Here is an 18,406-nt window from a genome sequence, read left to right as displayed (position 1 = left end):
GCGTGTAGCTTCCGGGGGCATGAAGAGCGGGGGAGCCGGGAGGGGGGCTCCTGTCCGCGCGGACCGGTGGGCACCCATGGTGGGGCATGCCTGGGGATCCACTGGGGGGAGTGGGGGGTTTGCTCGATGGGAGTGCGGCTCATGGTGGTCGACGACCACCGACTGCTCGCCGAGGCGCTGGCCTCGGCGCTGAAGCTGCGGGGGCACCGGGTGCTGGCCGCCGCGGCGCCGGCCGCGGGCGCGGCGGAGCTGGTGATCACACGCGCGCCGGAGGTGTGCCTGCTGGGTACGGCGACGCCGGCCGAGCCGGGCATGTTCGACCCGGTGGTGCGGATCAAGCGGGAGCGTCCGCAGGTGGCGGTGCTGGTGCTGGGCCCGGTGCCCAGTCCGCGCGGGATAGCCGCGGCCTTCGCCGCGGGCGCGTCCGGCTACGTACGCCACGACGAGCGCATCGAGGGCGTCGAGCGGGCGATCATGAAGGCGCGGGCGGGTGAGGCGGCGGTCGCTCCGCAGCTGTTGCAGGGGGCCTTCAGCGAGCTGCTCAACCCCGCCGCACAGCCCGACGACGAGGGCCAGCGTCTGCTGCAGATGCTCACCCCGAGGGAGGTCGAGGTGCTGGTCCGGGTCGCCGACGGGGAGGACACCCGGCTGATCGCGGCCGGCATGGGCATCGCCCCGTCGACCGCGCGCACCCACGTCCAGCGCGTCCTGATGAAACTGGGCGTCGGCTCCCGCCTGGAGGCGGCGGCCCTGGCGGCCCGCACGGGCCTGCTGGACCGGGCGGGACCGCTGTCGCACCCGGCGCCGGAGACGGGAGCGGGGCCGGAGGCGTCGTAGCCTCCGGCCCCGCGGCCGTCACTCGGCGGGCTTGTCCGGCAGGTCCTCGGGGGTGACCTCGGGGACCGTCGGCGGGGTGGGCCGCAGCTTCAGCCAGACCAGGAAGAAGATGCCCAGCAGCAGCATCCCGATCCCGGTCCACAGGTTGATGTTGATGCCCTGTGCCTTGTCGATGGCGGCCTGGTCGTCGGTGATGCCGGCGATGGTGACGATCACGCCGTAGAGGACGAACAGGCCGCCGATGATGCGGCGCAGGTCGAAGATGCGGGCCGCGGTGGCCGACTTCTTCTGCAGTTCGGAGACCTCACGCTGGACGTCCTGCTCGGAGTACGCGTGCGGCTCGGGGCGCTCGGAGGGGCTGGAAAAATCGGACATGGTCTCTCGATCCTCCCGCGATCAGAGCGAGAACGGGATGTAGCAGGCGGCAGCGATGATCACCGCGCCCCAGCCCAGCAGGGCCGGCTTGCGGTACCAGGCCTCGTCGCCGGGGGCGGGCGGCTCGGTCATGCCGGGGGAGGTGGTGCCGTAGACCAGGCCCTGGAGCTCCTCGGCGGGCTTGGGCTCGGTGAACAGGGACACGGCGAACATCACCACGGCGCCGGCGGCGAAGCCGACCATGGCCGAGACGAAGTTGGCGCCCTGGTCGGTGGGGATGTCGATGATGCCCTGCTTGTAGATGACGAAGTAGTTCACCATCGCGGCCACGGTGCCGGCGAGCAGGCCCCAGAAGCCGGACTTCACGGACGCGCGCTTCCAGAACATGCCGATGATGAAGACGACGAACATCGGCACGTTGAAGAAGGAGAACAGCGTCTGCAGGTAGCTCATGATGTTCGAGAAGGACGAGGCCAGGAAGGCCGTGCCGACCGAGGCGCAGACGCCGATGACCGTGATCAGGCGGCCGAAGCGGACGTAGTAGGCGTCCTCACGGCCCTTGACGACGTACCGGCCCCAGATGTCGTTGGTGAACACCGTGTTGAAGGACGACACGTTGGCGGCCATGCCGGCCATGAAGGCGGCGAGCAGACCGGTGATCGCGATGCCGAGGACGCCGTTGGGCAGCAGCCCGTGCATCAGGTACAGGATGGCGTCGTTGTACTGGTAGCCCGACTTGGGGGTGCCGAAGCCGGGGACCAGGGCCGCCGCGACCAGCCCCGGGATCATCACCAGGAAGACGATGAAGATCTTCGGGTACGCGGCGATCAGCGGGGTGCGCTGGGCGGCGGAGAGGTTCTTCGCGGACAGGGCGCGCTGCACCTCGGCGAAGTTCGTCGTCCAGTAGCCGAAGGAGAGCACGAAGCCGAGGCCCAGGACGATCGTCAGCCAGTTGGCGCCCAGCGGGTTGGTGCTGCCGATGCCGGTGCCGCCCCACGCGGTGGTGAAGTTCGAGCCGTGCGTCGCGGTGAGCTTGTCGGTCAGGCCGCCCCAGCCGCCGACCTTCTTCAGGCCCAGGACGACGATCGGGATGAGGGCCGCGAGGATCACGAAGAACTGCAGTACCTCGTTGTAGATCGCGGACGACAGACCGCCGAGGGTGATGTACGCGAGCACGAAGGCGCCGGCGACCACGATCGCCACCCACTGCGGCCAGCCCAGCAGTGCCTCGACGACGAGCGCGAGGGCGTAGAGGTTCACACCGGCGATCAGAATGGCGGCAAAGGCGAACAGCAGCGAACTGAGAAGATGTGCCCATTTGTCGAAGCGCAGCAGCAGCATCTCGGGAACCGAGCGGACCTTGCTGCCGTAGTAGAAGGGCATCATCACCAGGCCGAGGAAGACCATGGCGGGGATGGCGCCGATCCAGTACCAGTGCACGGTGTACGCGCCGTACTGCGCGCTGTTGGCGGCCATGCCGAGGATCTCGGTGGCGGCCAGGTTGGCGGAGATGAAGGCGAGGCCGGTGATCCAGGCGGGCAGGGAGCGTCCGGAGAGGAAGAAGTCGAGGCTGGTCTTCACCGATCTACGAGCGGCGAAGCCGATGCCCAGGACGACGACGAAGTAGATACCGAGGATCGTGTAATCGAGCCAACTCGTGGGGAGTCGTAGCTCGGCGGCGAGGGGGACAGCCAAGTTCGTGGGGGTTTGCATAAGAACTCGCTTCGTTGCGTGAACTGATCCAGAGCGGAACCTACGCCTCCGTGTTCAGTTATTGAACACTTCGGTTGATGCTCTTTGTTGGATTGTGATGTTGACGACTCTGGGTGATCGTGTTCCAATGTGTTTGGTTATGTTTGATGGCTGTGCAGCTGAGTGAGTGGCTCGGATAGGGAGTCCGCAGTGAAGAAGACGTCGACCCGACTGGCCGACGGTCGCGAGCTGATCTACTACGACCTGCGCGACGACGTCGTGCGCGACGCGGTGGACAAGCGACCCCTGGAGCGGACCCACACCACCTCCGAGATCCGCCGCGACCCCCTGCTCGGCGACAGCGTTGCCATCGCCTCGCACCGGCAGGGCCGCACCTACCACCCGCCGGCCGACGAGTGCCCGCTGTGCCCCTCCCAGGACGGGCGGCTGAGCGAGATCCCGGACTCGTCGTACGACGTCGTCGTCTTCGAGAACCGTTTCCCCTCCCTCGCCGGCGACTCGGGCCGCTGCGAGGTCGTCTGCTTCACCTCCGACCACAACGCGTCCTTCGCCGACCTCACCGAGGAGCAGGCCGCCCTGGTGCTGGACGCGTGGACGGACCGCACGTCGGAGCTGTCGCATCTGGCCTCCGTGGAGCAGGTGTTCTGCTTCGAGAACCGCGGCGCCGAGATCGGCGTGACTCTGGGTCACCCGCACGGCCAGATCTACGCCTACCCCTTCACCACCCCTCGCACCGCACTGATGCTCCGGCAACTCGCCCAGCACAAGGAGGCGACCGGCGGGGAGAACCTCTTCGATCACGTTCTCGAGCGTGAACTCGCCGACGAGCGGGTCGTCCTCGAGGGTGAACACTGGGTGGCGTTCGTGCCGTACGCGGCCCACTGGCCGTACGAGGTCCACCTGTACCCCAAGCACCGCGTGCCGGACCTGCTCGCCCTGGGCGAGGAGGCGCGCACAGAGTTCCCCAAGGTCTATCTGGAACTGTTGAGGCGCTTCGACCGGATCTTCGGTGAGAACGAGCCGCCGACGCCGTACATCTCGGCCTGGCACCAGGCCCCGTTCGGCGCGCTGGAGGAGTTCGAGGGCGTCAACCGCGACGACTTCGGGCTCCACCTAGAGCTTTTCACCATTCGCCGTACGTCCGGCAAGCTGAAGTTCCTCGCGGGTTCCGAGTCCGGCATGAACGTGTTCATCAACGACGTGCCGCCGGAGCGCGCGGCCGAGCGACTGCGAGAGGTAGCGAGTTGATGAGCGGCAAGTATCTGGTCACCGGTGGCGCGGGCTATGTCGGCAGCGTGGTCGCCCAGCATCTGCTGGAGGCGGGCCACGAGGTCACCGTCCTCGACAACCTGACCACCGGGTTCCGCGAGGGGGTCCCGGCGGGCGCCACCTTCGTCGAGGGTGACATCCGCGACGCCGCCAAGTGGCTGGACTCCTCCTACGAGGCCGTCCTGCACTTCGCCGCGTTCTCGCAGGTCGGCGAGTCGGTCGTGAAGCCCGAGAAGTACTGGGACAACAACGTCGGCGGCACCATGGCGCTGCTCGGCGCGATGCGCGAGGCGGGCGTGCGCAAGCTCGTCTTCTCCTCCACGGCGGCGACCTACGGCGAGCCGGAGCAGGTCCCGATCGTCGAGACCGCCCCGACGAAGCCCACCAACCCCTACGGCGCCACCAAGCTCGCCGTCGACCACATGATCACCGGCGAGGCGGCCGCCCACGGCCTGGGCGCGGTCTCCCTGCGGTACTTCAACGTGGCGGGCGCCTACGGCGCGTGCGGCGAGCGCCACGACCCCGAGTCGCACCTGATCCCCCTCGTCCTCCAGGTCGCCCAGGGCAGGCGCGAGGCGATCTCGGTGTACGGCGACGACTACCCGACGCCCGACGGCACCTGCGTGCGCGACTACATCCACGTCGCGGACCTGGCCGAGGCCCACCTGCTCGCGCTGAAGGCCGCCACCTCCGGCGAGCACCTGATCTGCAACCTCGGCAACGGCGAGGGCTTCTCGGTCCGCCAGGTCATCGAGACCGTCCGTCAGGTGACCGGCCATCCGATCCCCGAGGTCGTGGCCCCGCGCCGCGGCGGCGACCCGGCGGTCCTGGTGGCCTCGGCGCACAGCGCCCGCGAGAAGCTGGGCTGGAACCCGTCCCGCGCGGATCTCGCGGGAATCGTCGCGGATGCGTGGGAGTTCGCGCAGAACATCTCCAGGGAGCAGTAGTGGGTGCACAGCAGGTCCGGGAAGGCTTCGCCGCGCTGTACGGGGCCGAGCCGGAGGGCGTCTGGTCGGCGCCGGGCCGCGTCAACCTCATCGGTGAGCACACCGACTACAACGACGGCTTCGTGATGCCCTTCGCGCTGCCGCACACCGCGGTCGCGGCCGTCTCGCGCCGCGACGACGGCGTGCTGCGCCTGCACTCGGCGGACGTCGAGGGCGGCGTGGTGGAGCTGCGCCTGGACGACCTGGCACCGGAGTCCGACCGGAACTGGACGGCGTACCCGGCGGGTGTCGTCTGGGCGCTGCGCGAGGCCGGTCACGCGGTGACCGGCGCCGATGTGCACCTGGCGTCGACGGTCCCCTCCGGCGCGGGCCTGTCCTCCTCGGCCGCGCTGGAGGTGGTGATCGCCCTGGCGCTCAACGACCTGTTCGAACTGGGTCTGCAGCGCTGGCAGTTGGCCCGCCTGTGCCAGCGCGCCGAGAACGTCTACGTCGGCGCGCCCACCGGCATCATGGACCAGACGGCCTCGGCCTGCTGCGAGGACGGCCACGCCCTGTTCCTCGACACCCGGGACCTCTCCCAGAAGCAGATCCCCTTCGACCTCGCGGCCGAGGGCATGCGCCTGCTGGTGGTGGACACCCAGGTCAAGCACGCCCACAGCGAGGGCGAGTACGGCAAGCGCCGGGCGGGCTGCGAGCGGGGTGCGGCGCTGCTCGGCGTCGACGCCCTGCGGGACGTCCCGTACGCCGAACTCGACGACGCGCTCGCGCGGTTGGGCGACGACGAGGAGGCGGTCCGGCTGGTGCGGCACGTCGTCACCGAGGACGAGCGGGTGGAGAAGGTCGTCTCCCTGCTGAAGGCGGGCGACACGCGCGCCATCGGCCCGGTGCTGGTGGCCGGCCACGCGTCCCTGCGCGACGACTTCCGCATCTCCTGCCCGGAGCTGGACCTGGCGGTCGACACGGCCCTGGCGGCCGGCGCCCTGGGCGCGCGGATGACGGGCGGCGGCTTCGGCGGCTCGGCGATCGTCCTGGCGGAGGCCGCCGACGTCGAGACCATCACGAAGGCGGTCGAGGGGGCCTTCGCGACGGCGGAGTTCACCGCCCCGCGGATCTTCGAGGCGGTCCCGGCGGCCGGGGCCCGCAGGCTCAGCTGAGCCGCTTGGTCAGGGTGTACTCGGTGATCCCCGGCGGATAGTCGGGGATCACGCACACCACGTCGTACCCCTGCTTCTGGTAGAAGTCCGGCGCCTGGAAGTCCCAGGTCTCCAGGCGCACGGAAGCGCAGCCCCGCTCCCGCTTCGCGATGCGCTCCGCCGTCGCGAGCAGTTGCGAACCAAGACCCGCTCCCCGGTGGCGCGCGTCCACCCACAGATAGGTCACGTGCAGCCAGGTCGTCCAGGTGTGGCCGACCAGTCCGCCCGCGAGGGCGTCGGTGTCGTCCAACGCCCATACGTGGAGCGGAAGTTCCCGTTCACCTGGGGTTCCCCGCAGAGCGCGCAGCACGGGGGAGGCCGCCGTGTTGGTCTCGCGCAGCCGGGTTCGGAGAAGATCGCGCCGGGCCCTGTCGACTTCTGTCTCAAGACGAAACATGCGGCTCACGATAAACGCGTCGGACCGCCAGTTCTGCAAATAACCTTCCCCTCCCGGCCCCCAGCCGTACCCTGATGAGCAGCACCGGTGGGGGCCGGTGCCGATCAGGGGGCGAGACAGTCGGGTACGACACCCGAAGTGGGGGTAGCAGTTTCCGCACGGCGGCGGCCGTGCCGGGCCATCGCGCCGGGCGTCGTGCCCGCGCCCGTACCGTCTCCCGAACAAAGGGGTCCCCTGCTCTTCAGGAGCCTGGGGAAGGGGGTTTCGTGGTTCGCATCCGAGTCCTGGTCGTCGACGACCACCGCATCTTCGCCGAGTCGCTCGCCGCAGCCCTTGCGGCCGAGCCCGACGTCGACGTCTCCGCAGCGGGCAGCGGTCCCGCCGCGCTGCGCAGCCTGGAGCGGGCGGCGGCCGAGGGGCGCCGCTTCGACGTGCTGCTCGTCGACGCCGACCTGGGCGGCAACCTGCCCGGTGTGCGGCCCGCCGTGCCCGTCCAGGAGGTCGGCGAGGACGGTCTCGTCGACGGGATCTCGCTGGTCGCCGGGGTGCGCACCGCGCAGCCGGGGGTACGGATCGTCGTCCTCGCCGAGAAGGACGATCCGCGGCGCGCCGCGCTCGCCCTGCAGGCCGGGGCGTCCGGCTGGGTCGCCAAGGACTGCTCGCTGTCGAGACTCCTGAACGTCATCCGGGGCGTCCTGCGCGACGAGACCCATCTGCCGCCCGCCCTGCTCACGGGCGTCCTCAGGGAGCTGACGGCCGCGCGCAAGCACCGCACCGAGAGCGAACGGCTGGTGGAGTCCCTCACGCCGAGGGAGCGGGAGGTGCTGCGCTGCATGGTGGCGGGGCTCGGCCGGAAGGCGGTCGCCGAGCGGCTGTTCCTCTCCCCGCACACGGTGCGCACCCATATGCAGAACGTCCTCGGCAAGCTGGGCGTGCACAGCACGCTGGCCGCCGTCGCCCTCGCCCGCCGGGCCGGGGTCGGGCCGGTGGACCTAGCCGGGGATGTTGTCGAACGGGGCGGTCAGCTGGCGTAGCAGCCCGGCGAGTTCACCGCGCTGGGCGCGCGAGAGCTCGGCGAGGATCGCCCGCTCCTGGTCGAGGAGGCCGGCCAGGGCCTGGTCCGCGCGGTCCTGGCCCTCGGTCGTCAGACGCACCAGCACACCCCGCCGGTCGCTCGGGTCGGGCAGCCGCTCCACCAGGCCCTTCTTGGTGAGCCGGTCGATGCGGTTGGTCATCGTGCCGGAGGTGACCAGCGTCTGCGTCAGCAGCTGTCCCGGTGAGAGCTGGTACGGCGTCCCCGCGCGCCTGAGCGCGGTCAGCACGTCGAACTCCCAGGGCTCCAGGCTGTGCTCGGCGAACGCCAGCCTGCGCGCCCGGTCCAGATGCCGGGCCAGTCTGCTCACCCGGCTGAGCACCTCGAGCGGTTCCACGTCGAGGTCCGGGCGCTCCCGGCGCCACGCAGCGACCAGCCGATCGACCTCGTCCTCCATGGCGATCAGTGTAGTGGTTGTGTCGATGTGAAGTCTCTTGATGTCGAGTCTCTTGACATCGAGAGAATTCGGCGGGGAAGGTAGCAGTCATGACCAGCCCTGCCTGGGACCCCGCCCAGTACCTCCGCCATGCCGGCCACCGCGCCCGGCCCTTCGCCGACCTCCTCGCGCGCGTCCCCGACCTGCCCTCCGCCGAGCCGGCCGTCGCCGACCTCGGCTGCGGCCCCGGCAACGTCACCGTCCTGCTCGCCGAACGCTGGCCCGGCGCGCACATCACCGGCTACGACAACTCGCCCGAGATGCTCGACCGGGCCTTCACCGAACACGCGGGACCCACACCCGGCGGCGGGCACCTGGACTTCGCCCACGCCGACGTCCGCACCTGGGCGCCCGCACGGCCGTACGACCTGATCGTCAGCAACGCCACCCTCCAGTGGGTGCCCGGGCACGCGGAGCGGTTCGGCGAGTGGATCGCGGGGCTCCGGCCGGGCGGCACCTTCGCCTTCCAGGTGCCCGGCAACTTCTCCGCCCCCAGCCACCGGCTGATGCGCGAGATCGCCCGCTCCCCCCGCTTCGCGGACCACCTCGGCGACCTCCTCCGCCACGACGACGCCGTCCTCGCGCCGGAGGCCTACCTGGAGCGGCTGACCTCCCTCGGCTGCGAGGCCGACGTGTGGGAGACGACGTACCTGCACCTGCTGACCGGCGAGGATCCGGTGCTGGACTGGGTGAAGGGGACGGGACTGCGGCCCGTCCTGACCGCCCTCGCCGACGATCCCAAGGCCCGGGAGGAGTTCCTCGCCGAGTACCGCTCGGCCCTGCGCGAGGCCTATCCGGCCACCGCGCACGGCACACCGTTCCCGTTCCGCCGCATCTTCGCCGTCGCCCGCAAGGAGGCCTGATGCTCACCGCCGTCGACCACGTCCAGCTCGCCGCCCCCGCCGGCTGCGAGGACCTGCTGCGCGCCTACTACGGGGACGTCCTCGGCATGACCGAGATCCCCAAGCCGCCCGTGCTCGCCGCGCGCGGAGGCTGCTGGTTCCAGGCGGGCGCCGTACAGCTGCACCTGGGGGTGGAGGACGACTTCCGGCCCGCGAGGAAGGCGCACCCCGGGCTGCGGGTCACCGGCATCGAGGCGTACGCCGCCCGGCTGCGGGCGAAGGGGGCGCGGGTCGTCTGGGACGGCGACCTGCCCGGACACCGGCGCTTCTACTCCGAGGACCCCGTGGGCAACCGGCTGGAGTTCCTGGAGCCGGTGGACGGAGTTTGCCCGGCGCCCTGAGGGCTACCCGTACGGCGACAGTGAAGTCCCGCTTACTGAAGGTGAACTCTGATGGCAGGCGAACAGAAGGCCAAGGGCAAGAAGGAACAGGCCAAGGGCAAGGTCAAGGAGACCGTGGGCCGCGCTGTCGGCAACGAGAGCATGGAGGCCGAGGGCCGTCTGGAGCAGTCCAAGGGCGACGCCCGGCAGGCCAAGGAGAAGGCCAAGGACGTCTTCAAGCGCTGACAGCACACGACGGGAGCGTTCAGCTCTTGCGGTGCCCAATGAGCCGCGGCTTCTGCTCCAGCCCGTCCAACCCGTGCCACGCCAGGTTCACCAGGTGGGCCGCGACCTCCGCCTTCTTCGGACGGCGCACGTCCAGCCACCACTGACCGGTCAGCGCGACCATGCCGACCAGAGCCTGCGCGTACAGGGGGGCGAGCTTGGGGTCGAAGCCGCGGCTCTTGAACTCCCGGCCCAGGATGTCCTCCACCTGGGTGGCGATGTCCGAGATCAGCGAGGCGAAGGTACCCGTCGACTGCGGGATGGGGGAGTCCCGCACCAGGATGCGGAAGCCGTCGGTGTACTCCTCGATGTAGTCCAGGAGCGCGAACGCGGCCTGCTCGCACAGCTCACGCGGGTGGCCGGCGGTCAGGGAGCTGGTCACCATGTCCAGCAGCCGCCGCATCTCGCGGTCCACGACCACCGCGTACAGGCCCTCCTTGCCGCCGAAGTGCTCGTACACCACCGGCTTGGACACCCCGGCCTTCGCCGCGATCTCCTCCACCGACGTGCCCTCGAAGCCCTTCGCGGCGAAGAGGGTGCGGCCGATCTCCAGCAGCTGCTGGCGTCGCTCGGCGCCCGTCATGCGGGTCCGCCGCGCGCGCCGCGGTTTGTCGGTGCTCTCGGTGCTGCTGGAGTCGGTCGCCACGGCGTCAATCATGCCGCCTCGGCGGTCTCCTTCCGGTGCCGAGTGCCGTCTTCCCCGGTGATACGGCGCGAATCGATACGCGAGCGTGACGGCCAGCGCACGTCGTACGCCCAGCCGAACGCCTCGAACCAGCGGATCAGACGGGCACTGGAGTCGAGCTGCCAGCGCTCCACGCCGTGCCGCGCCGAGGTCGGGTCGGCATGGTGCAGGTTGTGCCAGGACTCGCCGCACGACAGCACGGCCAGCCACCACACGTTGCCCGAGCGGTCCCGCGACTTGAACGGCCGCTTGCCGACCGCGTGACAGATCGAGTTGATCGACCAGGTCACGTGGTGCAGCAGAGCCACCCGAACGAGTGAGCCCCAGAAGAACGCGGTGAACGCGCCCCACCAGGACCAGGTGACCAGACCGCCGATCAGCGGCGGCAGCCCCAGGGACAGCACCGTCCAGAACACGAACTGGCGGGAGATCGCACGGATGGCCGGGTCCTTGATCAGATCCGGCGCGTACTTGTCCTGCGGGGTCTGCTCCTCGTCGAACATCCAGGCGATGTGCGCCCACCACAGGCCCTTGATCAGCGCCGGGACCGTCTCCCCGAAACGCCACGGGGAGTGCGGGTCGCCCTCCGCGTCGGAGAACCTGTGGTGCTTGCGGTGGTCCGCCACCCAACGGACCAGCGGACCCTCGACCGCCATCGACCCCATGATCGCCAGGGCGATCCGCAGGGGCCGCTTGGCCTTGAAGGAACCGTGCGTGAAATAGCGGTGAAAACCGATGGTGATGCCGTGGCAGCCCAGGTAGTAGAAGAAGACCAGCAGACCGAGATCCAGCCAGCTCACCCCCCAGCCCCACGCCAGCGGAACCGCGGCAAGCAGCGCGAGGAACGGAACGGTGATGAACAGCAGCAGCGTGATCTGCTCGATCGACCGCTTCTGCTCACCGCCCAACGTGGCCGAGGGAGTCGGGGTGTCGGTCGCCTTCGGGGCGTCTCCGATCACATCGGAGCTCGTGGTCATGGGCGTCCCCTGTGGGATCGAGGGTTGAGACAGATGCCGGGTCGAAACCATGCACGCCTTCCTACGGTTCCGTAACCTACGGCGTCGTAAGTATGGCAGTGGCTTGCCCGGCGGCAAGAGCCCGAGAGTCTGCGCGTCCGCATGGACACCTATCCTTGGAGTCGGTCGGACAGCGCGGTCCGCTCTGATTCCTTCCCGGATGTCAGGGCCGTATGCGGCGCCCGCCGCGCGGTCCCGCCCGCCGGGTTCCCTCCCAGACGAGCTTCAACACTGCAAGGAGCCGCACCTGTGAGCAGTGCCGACGACCAGACCACGACGACCAGCAGTGAGCTGCGCGCCGACATCCGCCGGCTGGGTGACCTTCTGGGCGAGACCCTCGTCCGCCAGGAGGGCCCCGAGCTTCTGGAACTCGTCGAAAAGGTCCGCCGCCTCACGCGCGAGGACGGAGAGGCCGCCGCTGAACTGCTGCGCGGCACCGAACTGGAGACCGCGGCCAAGCTGGTCCGCGCCTTCTCCACCTACTTCCACCTGGCCAACGTCACCGAACAGGTGCACCGCGGCCGCGAACTGCGCGCCCGGCGCGCCGCCGAGGGCGGCCTGCTGGCCCGCACCGCCGACCGCCTCAAGGACGCCGACCCCGAGCACCTGCGCCAGACGGTCGCCCACCTCAACGTCCGCCCGGTGTTCACGGCCCACCCCACCGAGGCCGCCCGCCGCTCGGTCCTCAACAAGCTCCGGCGCATCGCAGCCCTCCTGGAGACCCCGGTCATCGCCTCCGACCGGCGCCGCCTCGACACCCGCCTGGCCGAGAACATCGACCTGGTGTGGCAGACCGACGAACTGCGCGTCGTACGGCCCGAACCCGCCGACGAGGCCCGCAACGCCATCTACTACCTCGACGAACTCCACGCCGGCGCCGTCGGCGACGTCCTGGAGGACCTGACGGCCGAGCTGGAACGGGTGGGCGTGAAGCTCCCGGACGCCACCCGGCCGCTGACCTTCGGCACCTGGATCGGCGGCGACCGCGACGGCAACCCGAACGTCACCCCCCAGGTCACCTGGGACGTCCTCATCCTCCAGCACGAGCACGGCATCAACGACGCCCTGGAGATGATCGACGAGCTGCGCGGCTTCCTGTCCAACTCCATCCGCTACACCGGCGCCACCGAGGAGCTCCTGGAGTCCCTCCAGGCCGACCTCGACCGCCTCCCCGAGATCAGCCCCCGCTACAAGCGCCTCAACGCCGAGGAGCCCTACCGCCTCAAGGCCACCTGCATCCGGCAGAAGCTGGAGAACACCAAGCAGCGCCTCGCCAAGGGCACCCCGCACGAGCCGGGCCGCGACTACCTCGGCACGGGCCAGCTGCTCGCCGACCTCACCCTCATCCAGAACTCCCTGCGCGCACACCGCGGCGCCCTCTTCGCCGACGGCCGCATGGACCGCACCATCCGCACGCTGGCCGCCTTCGGCCTCCAGCTCGCCACCATGGACGTACGCGAACACGCGGACGCCCACCACCACGCCCTCGGCCAGCTCTTCGACCGCCTCGGCGAGGAGTCCTGGCGGTACGTCGACATGCCCCGCGAGTACCGGGCCCGGCTGCTCGCCAAGGAACTGCGCTCCAGAAGGCCGCTCGCCCCCACCCCGGCACCCGTCGACGCCGCCGGCGCCAAGACCCTCGGCGTGTTCGAGACCGTCAAGCGGGCCCTCGCCGTCTTCGGACCCGAGGTCATCGAGTCGTACATCATCTCCATGTGCCAGGGCGCCGACGACGTCTTCGCCGCCGCCGTCCTCGCCCGCGAGGCCGGCCTGATCGACCTCCACGCCGGCTGGGCGAAGATCGGCATCGTGCCGCTGCTGGAGACCACCGACGAGCTCAAGGCCGCCGACACGATCCTCGAGGACATGCTCTCCGACCCGTCCTACCGGCGCCTGGTGGCGCTGCGCGGCGACGTCCAGGAGGTCATGCTCGGCTACTCCGACTCCTCCAAGTTCGGCGGCATCACCACCAGCCAGTGGGAGATCCACCGCGCCCAGCGCCGGCTGCGCGACGTCGCCCACCGCTACGGCGTACGGCTGCGCCTCTTCCACGGCCGCGGCGGCACCGTCGGCCGCGGCGGCGGCCCCTCCCACGACGCGATCCTCGCCCAGCCATGGGGCACCCTGGAAGGCGAGATCAAGGTCACCGAACAGGGCGAGGTCATCTCCGACAAGTACCTCATCCCCTCCCTGGCCAGAGAGAACCTGGAACTGACGGTCGCCGCCACCCTGCAGGCCTCCGCCCTGCACACCGCGCCCCGCCAGTCCGACGAGGCCCTCGCCCGCTGGGACGCGGCCATGGACGTCATCTCCGACGCCGCCCACGCCGCCTACCGCGCCCTCGTCGAGGACCCGGACCTGCCGACGTACTTCCTCGCGTCGACGCCGGTGGACCAGCTCGCCGACCTGCACCTGGGCTCCCGGCCCTCCCGCCGCCCCGGCTCCGGCGTCTCGCTCGACGGCCTGCGCGCCATCCCGTGGGTCTTCGGCTGGACCCAGTCCCGCCAGATCGTCCCCGGCTGGTTCGGCGTCGGCTCCGGCCTGAAGGCCCTGCGCGAGACCGGCCTGGACACGGTGCTCGACGAGATGCACGAACAGTGGCACTTCTTCCGCAACTTCATCTCCAACGTCGAGATGACGCTCGCCAAGACCGACCTGCGGATCGCCGCCCACTACGTCGACACCCTCGTCCCCGACGAGCTCAAGCACGTCTTCGACACCATCCGTGCCGAACACGAGCTGACCGTCCGCGAGGTCCTGCGGGTGACCGGCGAGAGCGAACTCCTCGCCGCCACCCCGGTCCTGAAGCAGACCTTCGCCATCCGCGACGCCTACCTGGACCCGATCTCCTACCTCCAGGTGACCCTCCTCAAGCGGCAGCGTGACGCCGCGGCCGCCGGCGAGGAACCCGACCCGCTGCTCTCCCGCGCCCTGCTCCTCACCGTCAACGGCGTGGCGGCGGGCCTGCGCAACACCGGCTGACCCCGCGAAACGGCGGTGCCCCCGAGTGTCGTACTCGGGGGCACCGCCGTTTCACACCTACGTCAGGCCCGGCGCCGCCGGACCACCAGGTAACCGCCGGCCGCCACCAGCGCCGCCGCCAGGCCCGACAGCAGCCCGACCGGCGCGCCGTTGCCCGTCTCGGCGAGGTCGCCCGAGTCGCTGCCACCCTGCGCGGACGGCGACGAGGACGCGGAGACGCCCCCGGACGACGACGAGCTCGGGGACGCGGAGGACCCGGCCGAGGGCGACGAGGACGCGGACGCCGACGCGGAGGCCGAGGCCGACGGGGACGCCGACGAGGACGGGGTGGAACCGCCACCGCCCTCGTCCTTGCAGTCCGTCCAGAACACCTTCTGCTTCGCGGCACCCTTCTCACCGTCGAAGTTCCAGAACAGCTTGTAGTGCCCGTCGGGCAGCGACAGGTCCTCGGTGCGGCCGTGACCCTTGGCGTCGAGCGTGATCGCGCCGGACTTCACCGTCTCGCCCTTGCTGCCGGCGGTCGGTGCCCAGGCCTCGATGTGCCAGTCGACCTCCTGCACGGCGTCGAAACCGAACGCGTCCAGGTAGAACGTGCAGACGTGCGGCTCGTTGCGCTTGAGCTCCTCGCCGGTCTTGGCATCGTGGATCTTCACGGTCCCGTTGTCCCCGGGAGCGGTGGCATGGGCTGCGACGGGCGCGGAGAACAGCGCGGCCGCGGCGACGGCGGACAGAGCGCCGGCGCGAGAGAGGGTACGCATGGGGCTGATCCATCTTCGAGTTGTGGACGGGAAGATGTGGAGGGGGCGGCTCAGCATCCAGCCACGGCTGACCCAAGGTCAATCACGAACGGACAACACTTGGGTGCTCCACGGAAATGGAGAACGCGAAAACCCCTCACATGGTCACGAAAGCCGCGGTGAGCAACGCGACCCCCGACCCCGCCATCACCCACGCGAGCCGCGTCCGCCGCAGCCCCCCGGCCACCACCACCGACGCCAGCAACAACGCCCCGCCCAGCGGAACCCACGCGTACAGCACCCCGGCCGGCCCCGACCGCACCACCTCGTCGCCCCCCGGCATCACCACCACCGAGTACGACCGCCCCTTGCGCACGGCGGCCGTCTTCTCGATGGCCATCCGCGCATGGCCCGGCGATCCGGAGGAGAGCGGCGTGAACGGCCCCGTACAGGTCCGCCCTTCGCACCGCGTCACCTCGATCGTGCCGCGCTCCCGCCCCTTGGTGAGCATCACGTACGGAGCGGTCCGCCACGACCCCCACACCCCGGCGACCAGAATCAGCACCGCCACCGCACCCATCACCACGAGCCGCCCGAACCGCAACGCGGTACCGGAGACCTGGGCCTGACGGGAGGATGTGGCGGCAGAGGCAGGCATGGCCGGGATCATTGGCCATGCCTCAGCGCCCGGTCAACTCGGCCGGGGGACAAGTCAGGAGTTGTACGTGCTTTGCGCCCGCTCCAGCCCCTCGATGACAAGGCACTCCACCGCGTCCGCGGCCCGGTCCACGAAGTAGTCCAGCTCCTTGCGCTCCGCGGAGGAGAAGTCCTTCAGCACGAAGTCCGCGACCTGCATACGACCCGGCGGCCGCCCGATCCCGAACCGCACCCGGTGATAGTCGGCCCCGAACGCCTTCGTCATCGACTTCAGCCCGTTGTGCCCGTTGTCCCCACCGCCGAGCTTCAGCCGCAACGTGCCGTAGTCGATGTCCAGCTCGTCATGGACGGCCACCACGTTCGCCACCGGCACCTTGTAGAAGTCCCGCAACGCGTTGACCGGACCACCCGACAGATTCATGTACGACATCGGCTTGACCAGGATCACCCGGCGGTTGGCCGGCCCCGGAGGACCGATCCGCCCCTCCACGACCTGGGCCTGCGCCTTGCCCGCCCGCTTGAACCTCCCTCCGATCCGCTCGGCCAGCAGATCGGCCACCATGAAACCCACGTTGTGCCGGTTACGGGCGTACTCCGGCCCGGGATTGCCGAGTCCGACGACCAGCCAGGGGGCGCTGGAGGGGGTGGTCACGTCCATCTCTCCTCGATACGCGCCAGCCGCTGCCCCGTACGGGAACAGCGGCTGACGAAACGACGATCCGTGCGGATCAGGCCTCGGCGACGGCCTCGTCGGCGGCCTCGGACTCCTCGCCCTCGGTCTCCTCCGCCTGCGCGGCCAGGACCTGCAGGACGACAGCGTCCTCCTCGACGGCCAGCGTGGTGCCGTTCGGCAGCGTGATGTCCTTGGCGAGGACGGAGGCGCCGGCCTCCAGGCCCTCGACGGAGACCGTCACGGACTCGGGGATGTGCGTGGCCTCGGCCTCGACCGGCAGCGCGTTCAGGACGTGCTCCAGCAGGTTGCCACCCGGGGCCAGCTCGCCCTCGGTGTGGACCGGGATCTCGACCGTGACCTTCTCGCCACGCTTGACCAGCAGCAGGTCGACGTGCTCAAGGAAGCCCTTGATCGCGTCACGCTGAACGGCCTTCGGAATCGCCAGCTCGCTGCTCTTGCCGTCGATGTCCAGGGAGATCAGGACGTTCGGCGTACGCAGCGCCAGCAACAGGTCGTGGCCCGGAAGGGTCAGGTGCAGCGGGTCGGAGCCGTGGCCGTACAGCACACCGGGAACCTTGTTGTCACGGCGGATACGGCGGGCGGCACCCTTGCCGAACTCGGTGCGCGTCTCGGCGCTGAGCTTCACCTCGGACATGTGGATCACTCCTCGTACAGGTAGATGCGGACGTGGTCACCCGGCCACGAACGGCCTGCTACGAAGAGCGCGTCGATAACGGACCGCCGAACCCCTGGAAACGGGACCGGCCTCCCTCGCCGAGCAACTGCAGCAGTCTACTCAGCGAGGGAGGCCAGAGAAAAATCGATCATCAGCGCCGGCCGGGCGCGATCATCAGCGCGCGCCGGGCGCGAGCGATCATGCAGAACCGTTTTTACGGCTCACTGCTCGTCGAACAGGCTCGTCACCGAACCGTCCTCGAACACCTCACGCACCGCACTCGCGATCGTCGGCGCGATCGACAGCACCGTGATCTTGTCCAGCTCCCGGTTCAACTCACCCGGCGTCGGCAGCGTGTTCGTGAACACGAACTCACTCACCCGCGAGTTCTTCAACCGGTCCGCCGCCGGCCCCGACAGCACACCGTGCGTCGCCGTCACGATGACGTCCTCCGCGCCATGCGCGAACAACGCGTCCGCGGCCGCACAGATCGTGCCACCCGTGTCGATCATGTCGTCGACCAGCACGCACACCCGGCCCTTGACCTCACCCACGACCTCATGGACGGTCACCTGGTTCGCCACGTCCTTGTCACGCCGCTTGTGCACGATCGCCAGCGGCGCGCCCAGCCGGTCGCACCAGCGGTCCGCCACCCGCACCCGACCCGCGTCCGGCGAGACGACCGTCAGCTTGTCCTTGTCGACCTTCCGGCCCACGTAGTCCGCCAGCAGCGGAAGCGCGAACAGATGATCCACCGGACCGTCGAAGAAGCCCTGGATCTGGTCCGTGTGCAGATCCACGGTCAGAATCCGGTCCGCACCCGCCGTCTTCATCAGATCGGCGATCAGCCGCGCCGAGATCGGCTCACGACCACGGTGCTTCTTGTCCTGGCGCGCATAGCCGTAGAACGGCACGATCACCGTGATCGACCGCGCCGAAGCCCGCTTCAGCGCGTCGATCATGATCAACTGCTCCATGATCCACTTGTTGATCGGAGCGGTGTGGCTCTGGATCAGAAAGCAGTCGGCACCACGAGCCGACTCCTGGTACCGCACATAGATCTCGCCGTTGGCGAAGTCGAAGGCCTTCGTCGGGACGACCCCGACACCCAGCTGCTGGGCGACCTCCTCGGCAAGCTCGGGGTGGGCGCGGCCGGAGAAGAACATCATCTTCTTCTCGCCGGTCGTCTTGATCCCGGTCACAGCTGTCTCCT

The 18,406-nt window shown here is 69.8% G+C and carries 20 protein-coding genes; 9 read left to right on the top strand and 11 right to left on the bottom strand.

Annotation, left to right across the window (positions count from 1 at the left end):
- The first annotated feature begins 126 nt into the window (after positions 1 to 126).
- Positions 127 to 837, top strand: a complete 711-nt coding sequence (locus ACIGDI_RS24370; RefSeq protein ID WP_272177637.1) for a response regulator transcription factor — start codon at positions 127 to 129, stop codon at positions 835 to 837.
- Between the two features lie 18 nt (positions 838 to 855).
- Here ACIGDI_RS24370 and ACIGDI_RS24365 read toward each other — a convergent pair whose 3' ends face one another.
- Both ACIGDI_RS24365 and ACIGDI_RS24360 read right to left on the bottom strand, forming a co-directional pair.
- Positions 856 to 1,212, bottom strand: coding sequence for a hypothetical protein (locus ACIGDI_RS24365; protein ID WP_399900205.1), 357 nt, complete (start codon positions 1,210 to 1,212; stop codon positions 856 to 858).
- 21 nt (positions 1,213 to 1,233) lie between these two features.
- Complete coding sequence (locus tag ACIGDI_RS24360; RefSeq protein WP_399900202.1) at positions 1,234 to 2,925, bottom strand: sodium:solute symporter family protein; 1,692 nt, start codon at positions 2,923 to 2,925, stop codon at positions 1,234 to 1,236.
- 189 nt (positions 2,926 to 3,114) lie between these two features.
- Here ACIGDI_RS24360 and galT point away from each other — a divergent pair, with 189 nt between their 5' ends.
- The 3 genes from galT to galK are packed head-to-tail and all read left to right on the top strand — an operon-like array spanning position 3,115 to position 6,295.
- Positions 3,115 to 4,173 carry a galactose-1-phosphate uridylyltransferase gene (galT, locus tag ACIGDI_RS24355; protein ID WP_399900199.1) on the top strand — a complete coding sequence of 353 codons (1,059 nt, stop codon included), beginning with the start codon at positions 3,115 to 3,117 and terminating at the stop codon, positions 4,171 to 4,173.
- On the top strand, positions 4,173 to 5,141 hold the full coding sequence (gene galE / locus ACIGDI_RS24350; RefSeq protein ID WP_399900196.1) for a UDP-glucose 4-epimerase GalE: 969 nt from the start codon (positions 4,173 to 4,175) through the stop codon (positions 5,139 to 5,141). The genes galT and galE overlap by 1 nt, the downstream gene beginning before the upstream one ends.
- On the top strand, positions 5,141 to 6,295 hold the full coding sequence (gene galK / locus ACIGDI_RS24345; RefSeq protein ID WP_399900193.1) for a galactokinase: 1,155 nt from the start codon (positions 5,141 to 5,143) through the stop codon (positions 6,293 to 6,295). Before galE ends, galK begins: the two co-directional genes overlap by 1 nt.
- On the opposite strand, the gene ACIGDI_RS24340 is transcribed toward galK, so the two are convergent.
- Positions 6,288 to 6,731, bottom strand: a complete 444-nt coding sequence (locus ACIGDI_RS24340) for a GNAT family N-acetyltransferase (protein WP_399900191.1) — start codon at positions 6,729 to 6,731, stop codon at positions 6,288 to 6,290. The genes galK and ACIGDI_RS24340 overlap by 8 nt on opposite strands.
- 266 nt (positions 6,732 to 6,997) lie before the next feature.
- On the opposite strand from ACIGDI_RS24340, the gene ACIGDI_RS24335 reads away from it, so the two are divergent.
- Complete coding sequence (locus ACIGDI_RS24335; protein ID WP_058924853.1) at positions 6,998 to 7,765, top strand: response regulator transcription factor; 768 nt, start codon at positions 6,998 to 7,000, stop codon at positions 7,763 to 7,765.
- On the opposite strand, the gene ACIGDI_RS24330 is transcribed toward ACIGDI_RS24335, so the two are convergent.
- A complete protein-coding gene (locus ACIGDI_RS24330) occupies positions 7,724 to 8,221 on the bottom strand; it encodes a MarR family winged helix-turn-helix transcriptional regulator (RefSeq protein WP_200703622.1) in 498 nt (165 codons plus the stop codon). The genes ACIGDI_RS24335 and ACIGDI_RS24330 overlap by 42 nt on opposite strands.
- A gap of 89 nt (positions 8,222 to 8,310) precedes the next feature.
- On the opposite strand from ACIGDI_RS24330, the gene ACIGDI_RS24325 reads away from it, so the two are divergent.
- Genes ACIGDI_RS24325 through ACIGDI_RS24315 form a run of 3 tightly spaced genes read left to right on the top strand, consistent with a single transcriptional unit; the run spans position 8,311 to position 9,728 of the window.
- A complete protein-coding gene (locus tag ACIGDI_RS24325) occupies positions 8,311 to 9,123 on the top strand; it encodes a trans-aconitate 2-methyltransferase (protein WP_399900186.1) in 813 nt (270 codons plus the stop codon).
- Positions 9,123 to 9,503 carry a VOC family protein gene (locus ACIGDI_RS24320; RefSeq protein WP_390629121.1) on the top strand — a complete coding sequence of 127 codons (381 nt, stop codon included), beginning with the start codon at positions 9,123 to 9,125 and terminating at the stop codon, positions 9,501 to 9,503. Before ACIGDI_RS24325 ends, ACIGDI_RS24320 begins: the two co-directional genes overlap by 1 nt.
- 51 nt (positions 9,504 to 9,554) lie before the next feature.
- Positions 9,555 to 9,728: a CsbD family protein gene (locus tag ACIGDI_RS24315; protein WP_399900183.1), complete on the top strand. Its 174-nt coding sequence runs from the start codon at positions 9,555 to 9,557 to the stop codon at positions 9,726 to 9,728.
- Positions 9,729 to 9,747: 19 nt separating this feature from the next.
- Here the strand turns inward: ACIGDI_RS24315 and ACIGDI_RS24310 are convergent, their stop codons facing one another.
- A complete protein-coding gene (locus tag ACIGDI_RS24310) occupies positions 9,748 to 10,425 on the bottom strand; it encodes a TetR/AcrR family transcriptional regulator (protein WP_200703626.1) in 678 nt (225 codons plus the stop codon).
- Positions 10,422 to 11,429 carry an acyl-CoA desaturase gene (locus tag ACIGDI_RS24305; RefSeq protein ID WP_399900180.1) on the bottom strand — a complete coding sequence of 336 codons (1,008 nt, stop codon included), beginning with the start codon at positions 11,427 to 11,429 and terminating at the stop codon, positions 10,422 to 10,424. The genes ACIGDI_RS24310 and ACIGDI_RS24305 overlap by 4 nt, the downstream gene beginning before the upstream one ends.
- A 288-nt stretch (positions 11,430 to 11,717) precedes the next feature.
- Between ACIGDI_RS24305 and ppc the strand changes: the two genes are divergently transcribed.
- Complete coding sequence (gene ppc, locus ACIGDI_RS24300; protein ID WP_399900177.1) at positions 11,718 to 14,450, top strand: phosphoenolpyruvate carboxylase; 2,733 nt, start codon at positions 11,718 to 11,720, stop codon at positions 14,448 to 14,450.
- Positions 14,451 to 14,512: 62 nt separating this feature from the next.
- Here ppc and ACIGDI_RS24295 read toward each other — a convergent pair whose 3' ends face one another.
- The 5 genes from ACIGDI_RS24295 to ACIGDI_RS24275 form a co-directional block, all read right to left on the bottom strand.
- Positions 14,513 to 15,208, bottom strand: coding sequence for an LPXTG cell wall anchor domain-containing protein (locus ACIGDI_RS24295; protein ID WP_399900174.1), 696 nt, complete (start codon positions 15,206 to 15,208; stop codon positions 14,513 to 14,515).
- Positions 15,209 to 15,344: 136 nt separating this feature from the next.
- Positions 15,345 to 15,857 carry a hypothetical protein gene (locus ACIGDI_RS24290; protein WP_399900171.1) on the bottom strand — a complete coding sequence of 171 codons (513 nt, stop codon included), beginning with the start codon at positions 15,855 to 15,857 and terminating at the stop codon, positions 15,345 to 15,347.
- A 42-nt stretch (positions 15,858 to 15,899) separates the two neighbouring features.
- Entirely contained in the window at positions 15,900 to 16,502 is a 603-nt protein-coding gene (gene pth, locus ACIGDI_RS24285; RefSeq protein ID WP_399900169.1) for an aminoacyl-tRNA hydrolase, read from the bottom strand.
- A 70-nt stretch (positions 16,503 to 16,572) separates the two neighbouring features.
- Positions 16,573 to 17,172 carry a 50S ribosomal protein L25/general stress protein Ctc gene (locus ACIGDI_RS24280; RefSeq protein ID WP_272177644.1) on the bottom strand — a complete coding sequence of 200 codons (600 nt, stop codon included), beginning with the start codon at positions 17,170 to 17,172 and terminating at the stop codon, positions 16,573 to 16,575.
- A 242-nt stretch (positions 17,173 to 17,414) separates the two neighbouring features.
- Positions 17,415 to 18,395: a ribose-phosphate diphosphokinase gene (locus tag ACIGDI_RS24275; protein ID WP_200703633.1), complete on the bottom strand. Its 981-nt coding sequence runs from the start codon at positions 18,393 to 18,395 to the stop codon at positions 17,415 to 17,417.
- Positions 18,396 to 18,406: the final 11 nt, after the last annotated feature.

The sequence above is a fragment of the Streptomyces sp. NPDC085900 genome, from assembly GCF_044540925.1.
In the GTDB taxonomy this organism is placed as follows: Bacteria; Actinomycetota; Actinomycetes; order Streptomycetales; family Streptomycetaceae; genus Streptomyces; species Streptomyces gilvifuscus.
The sequence above is the reverse complement of the archived record's forward strand: the minus strand, read 5'-3'. Positions and strand labels throughout refer to the sequence as shown.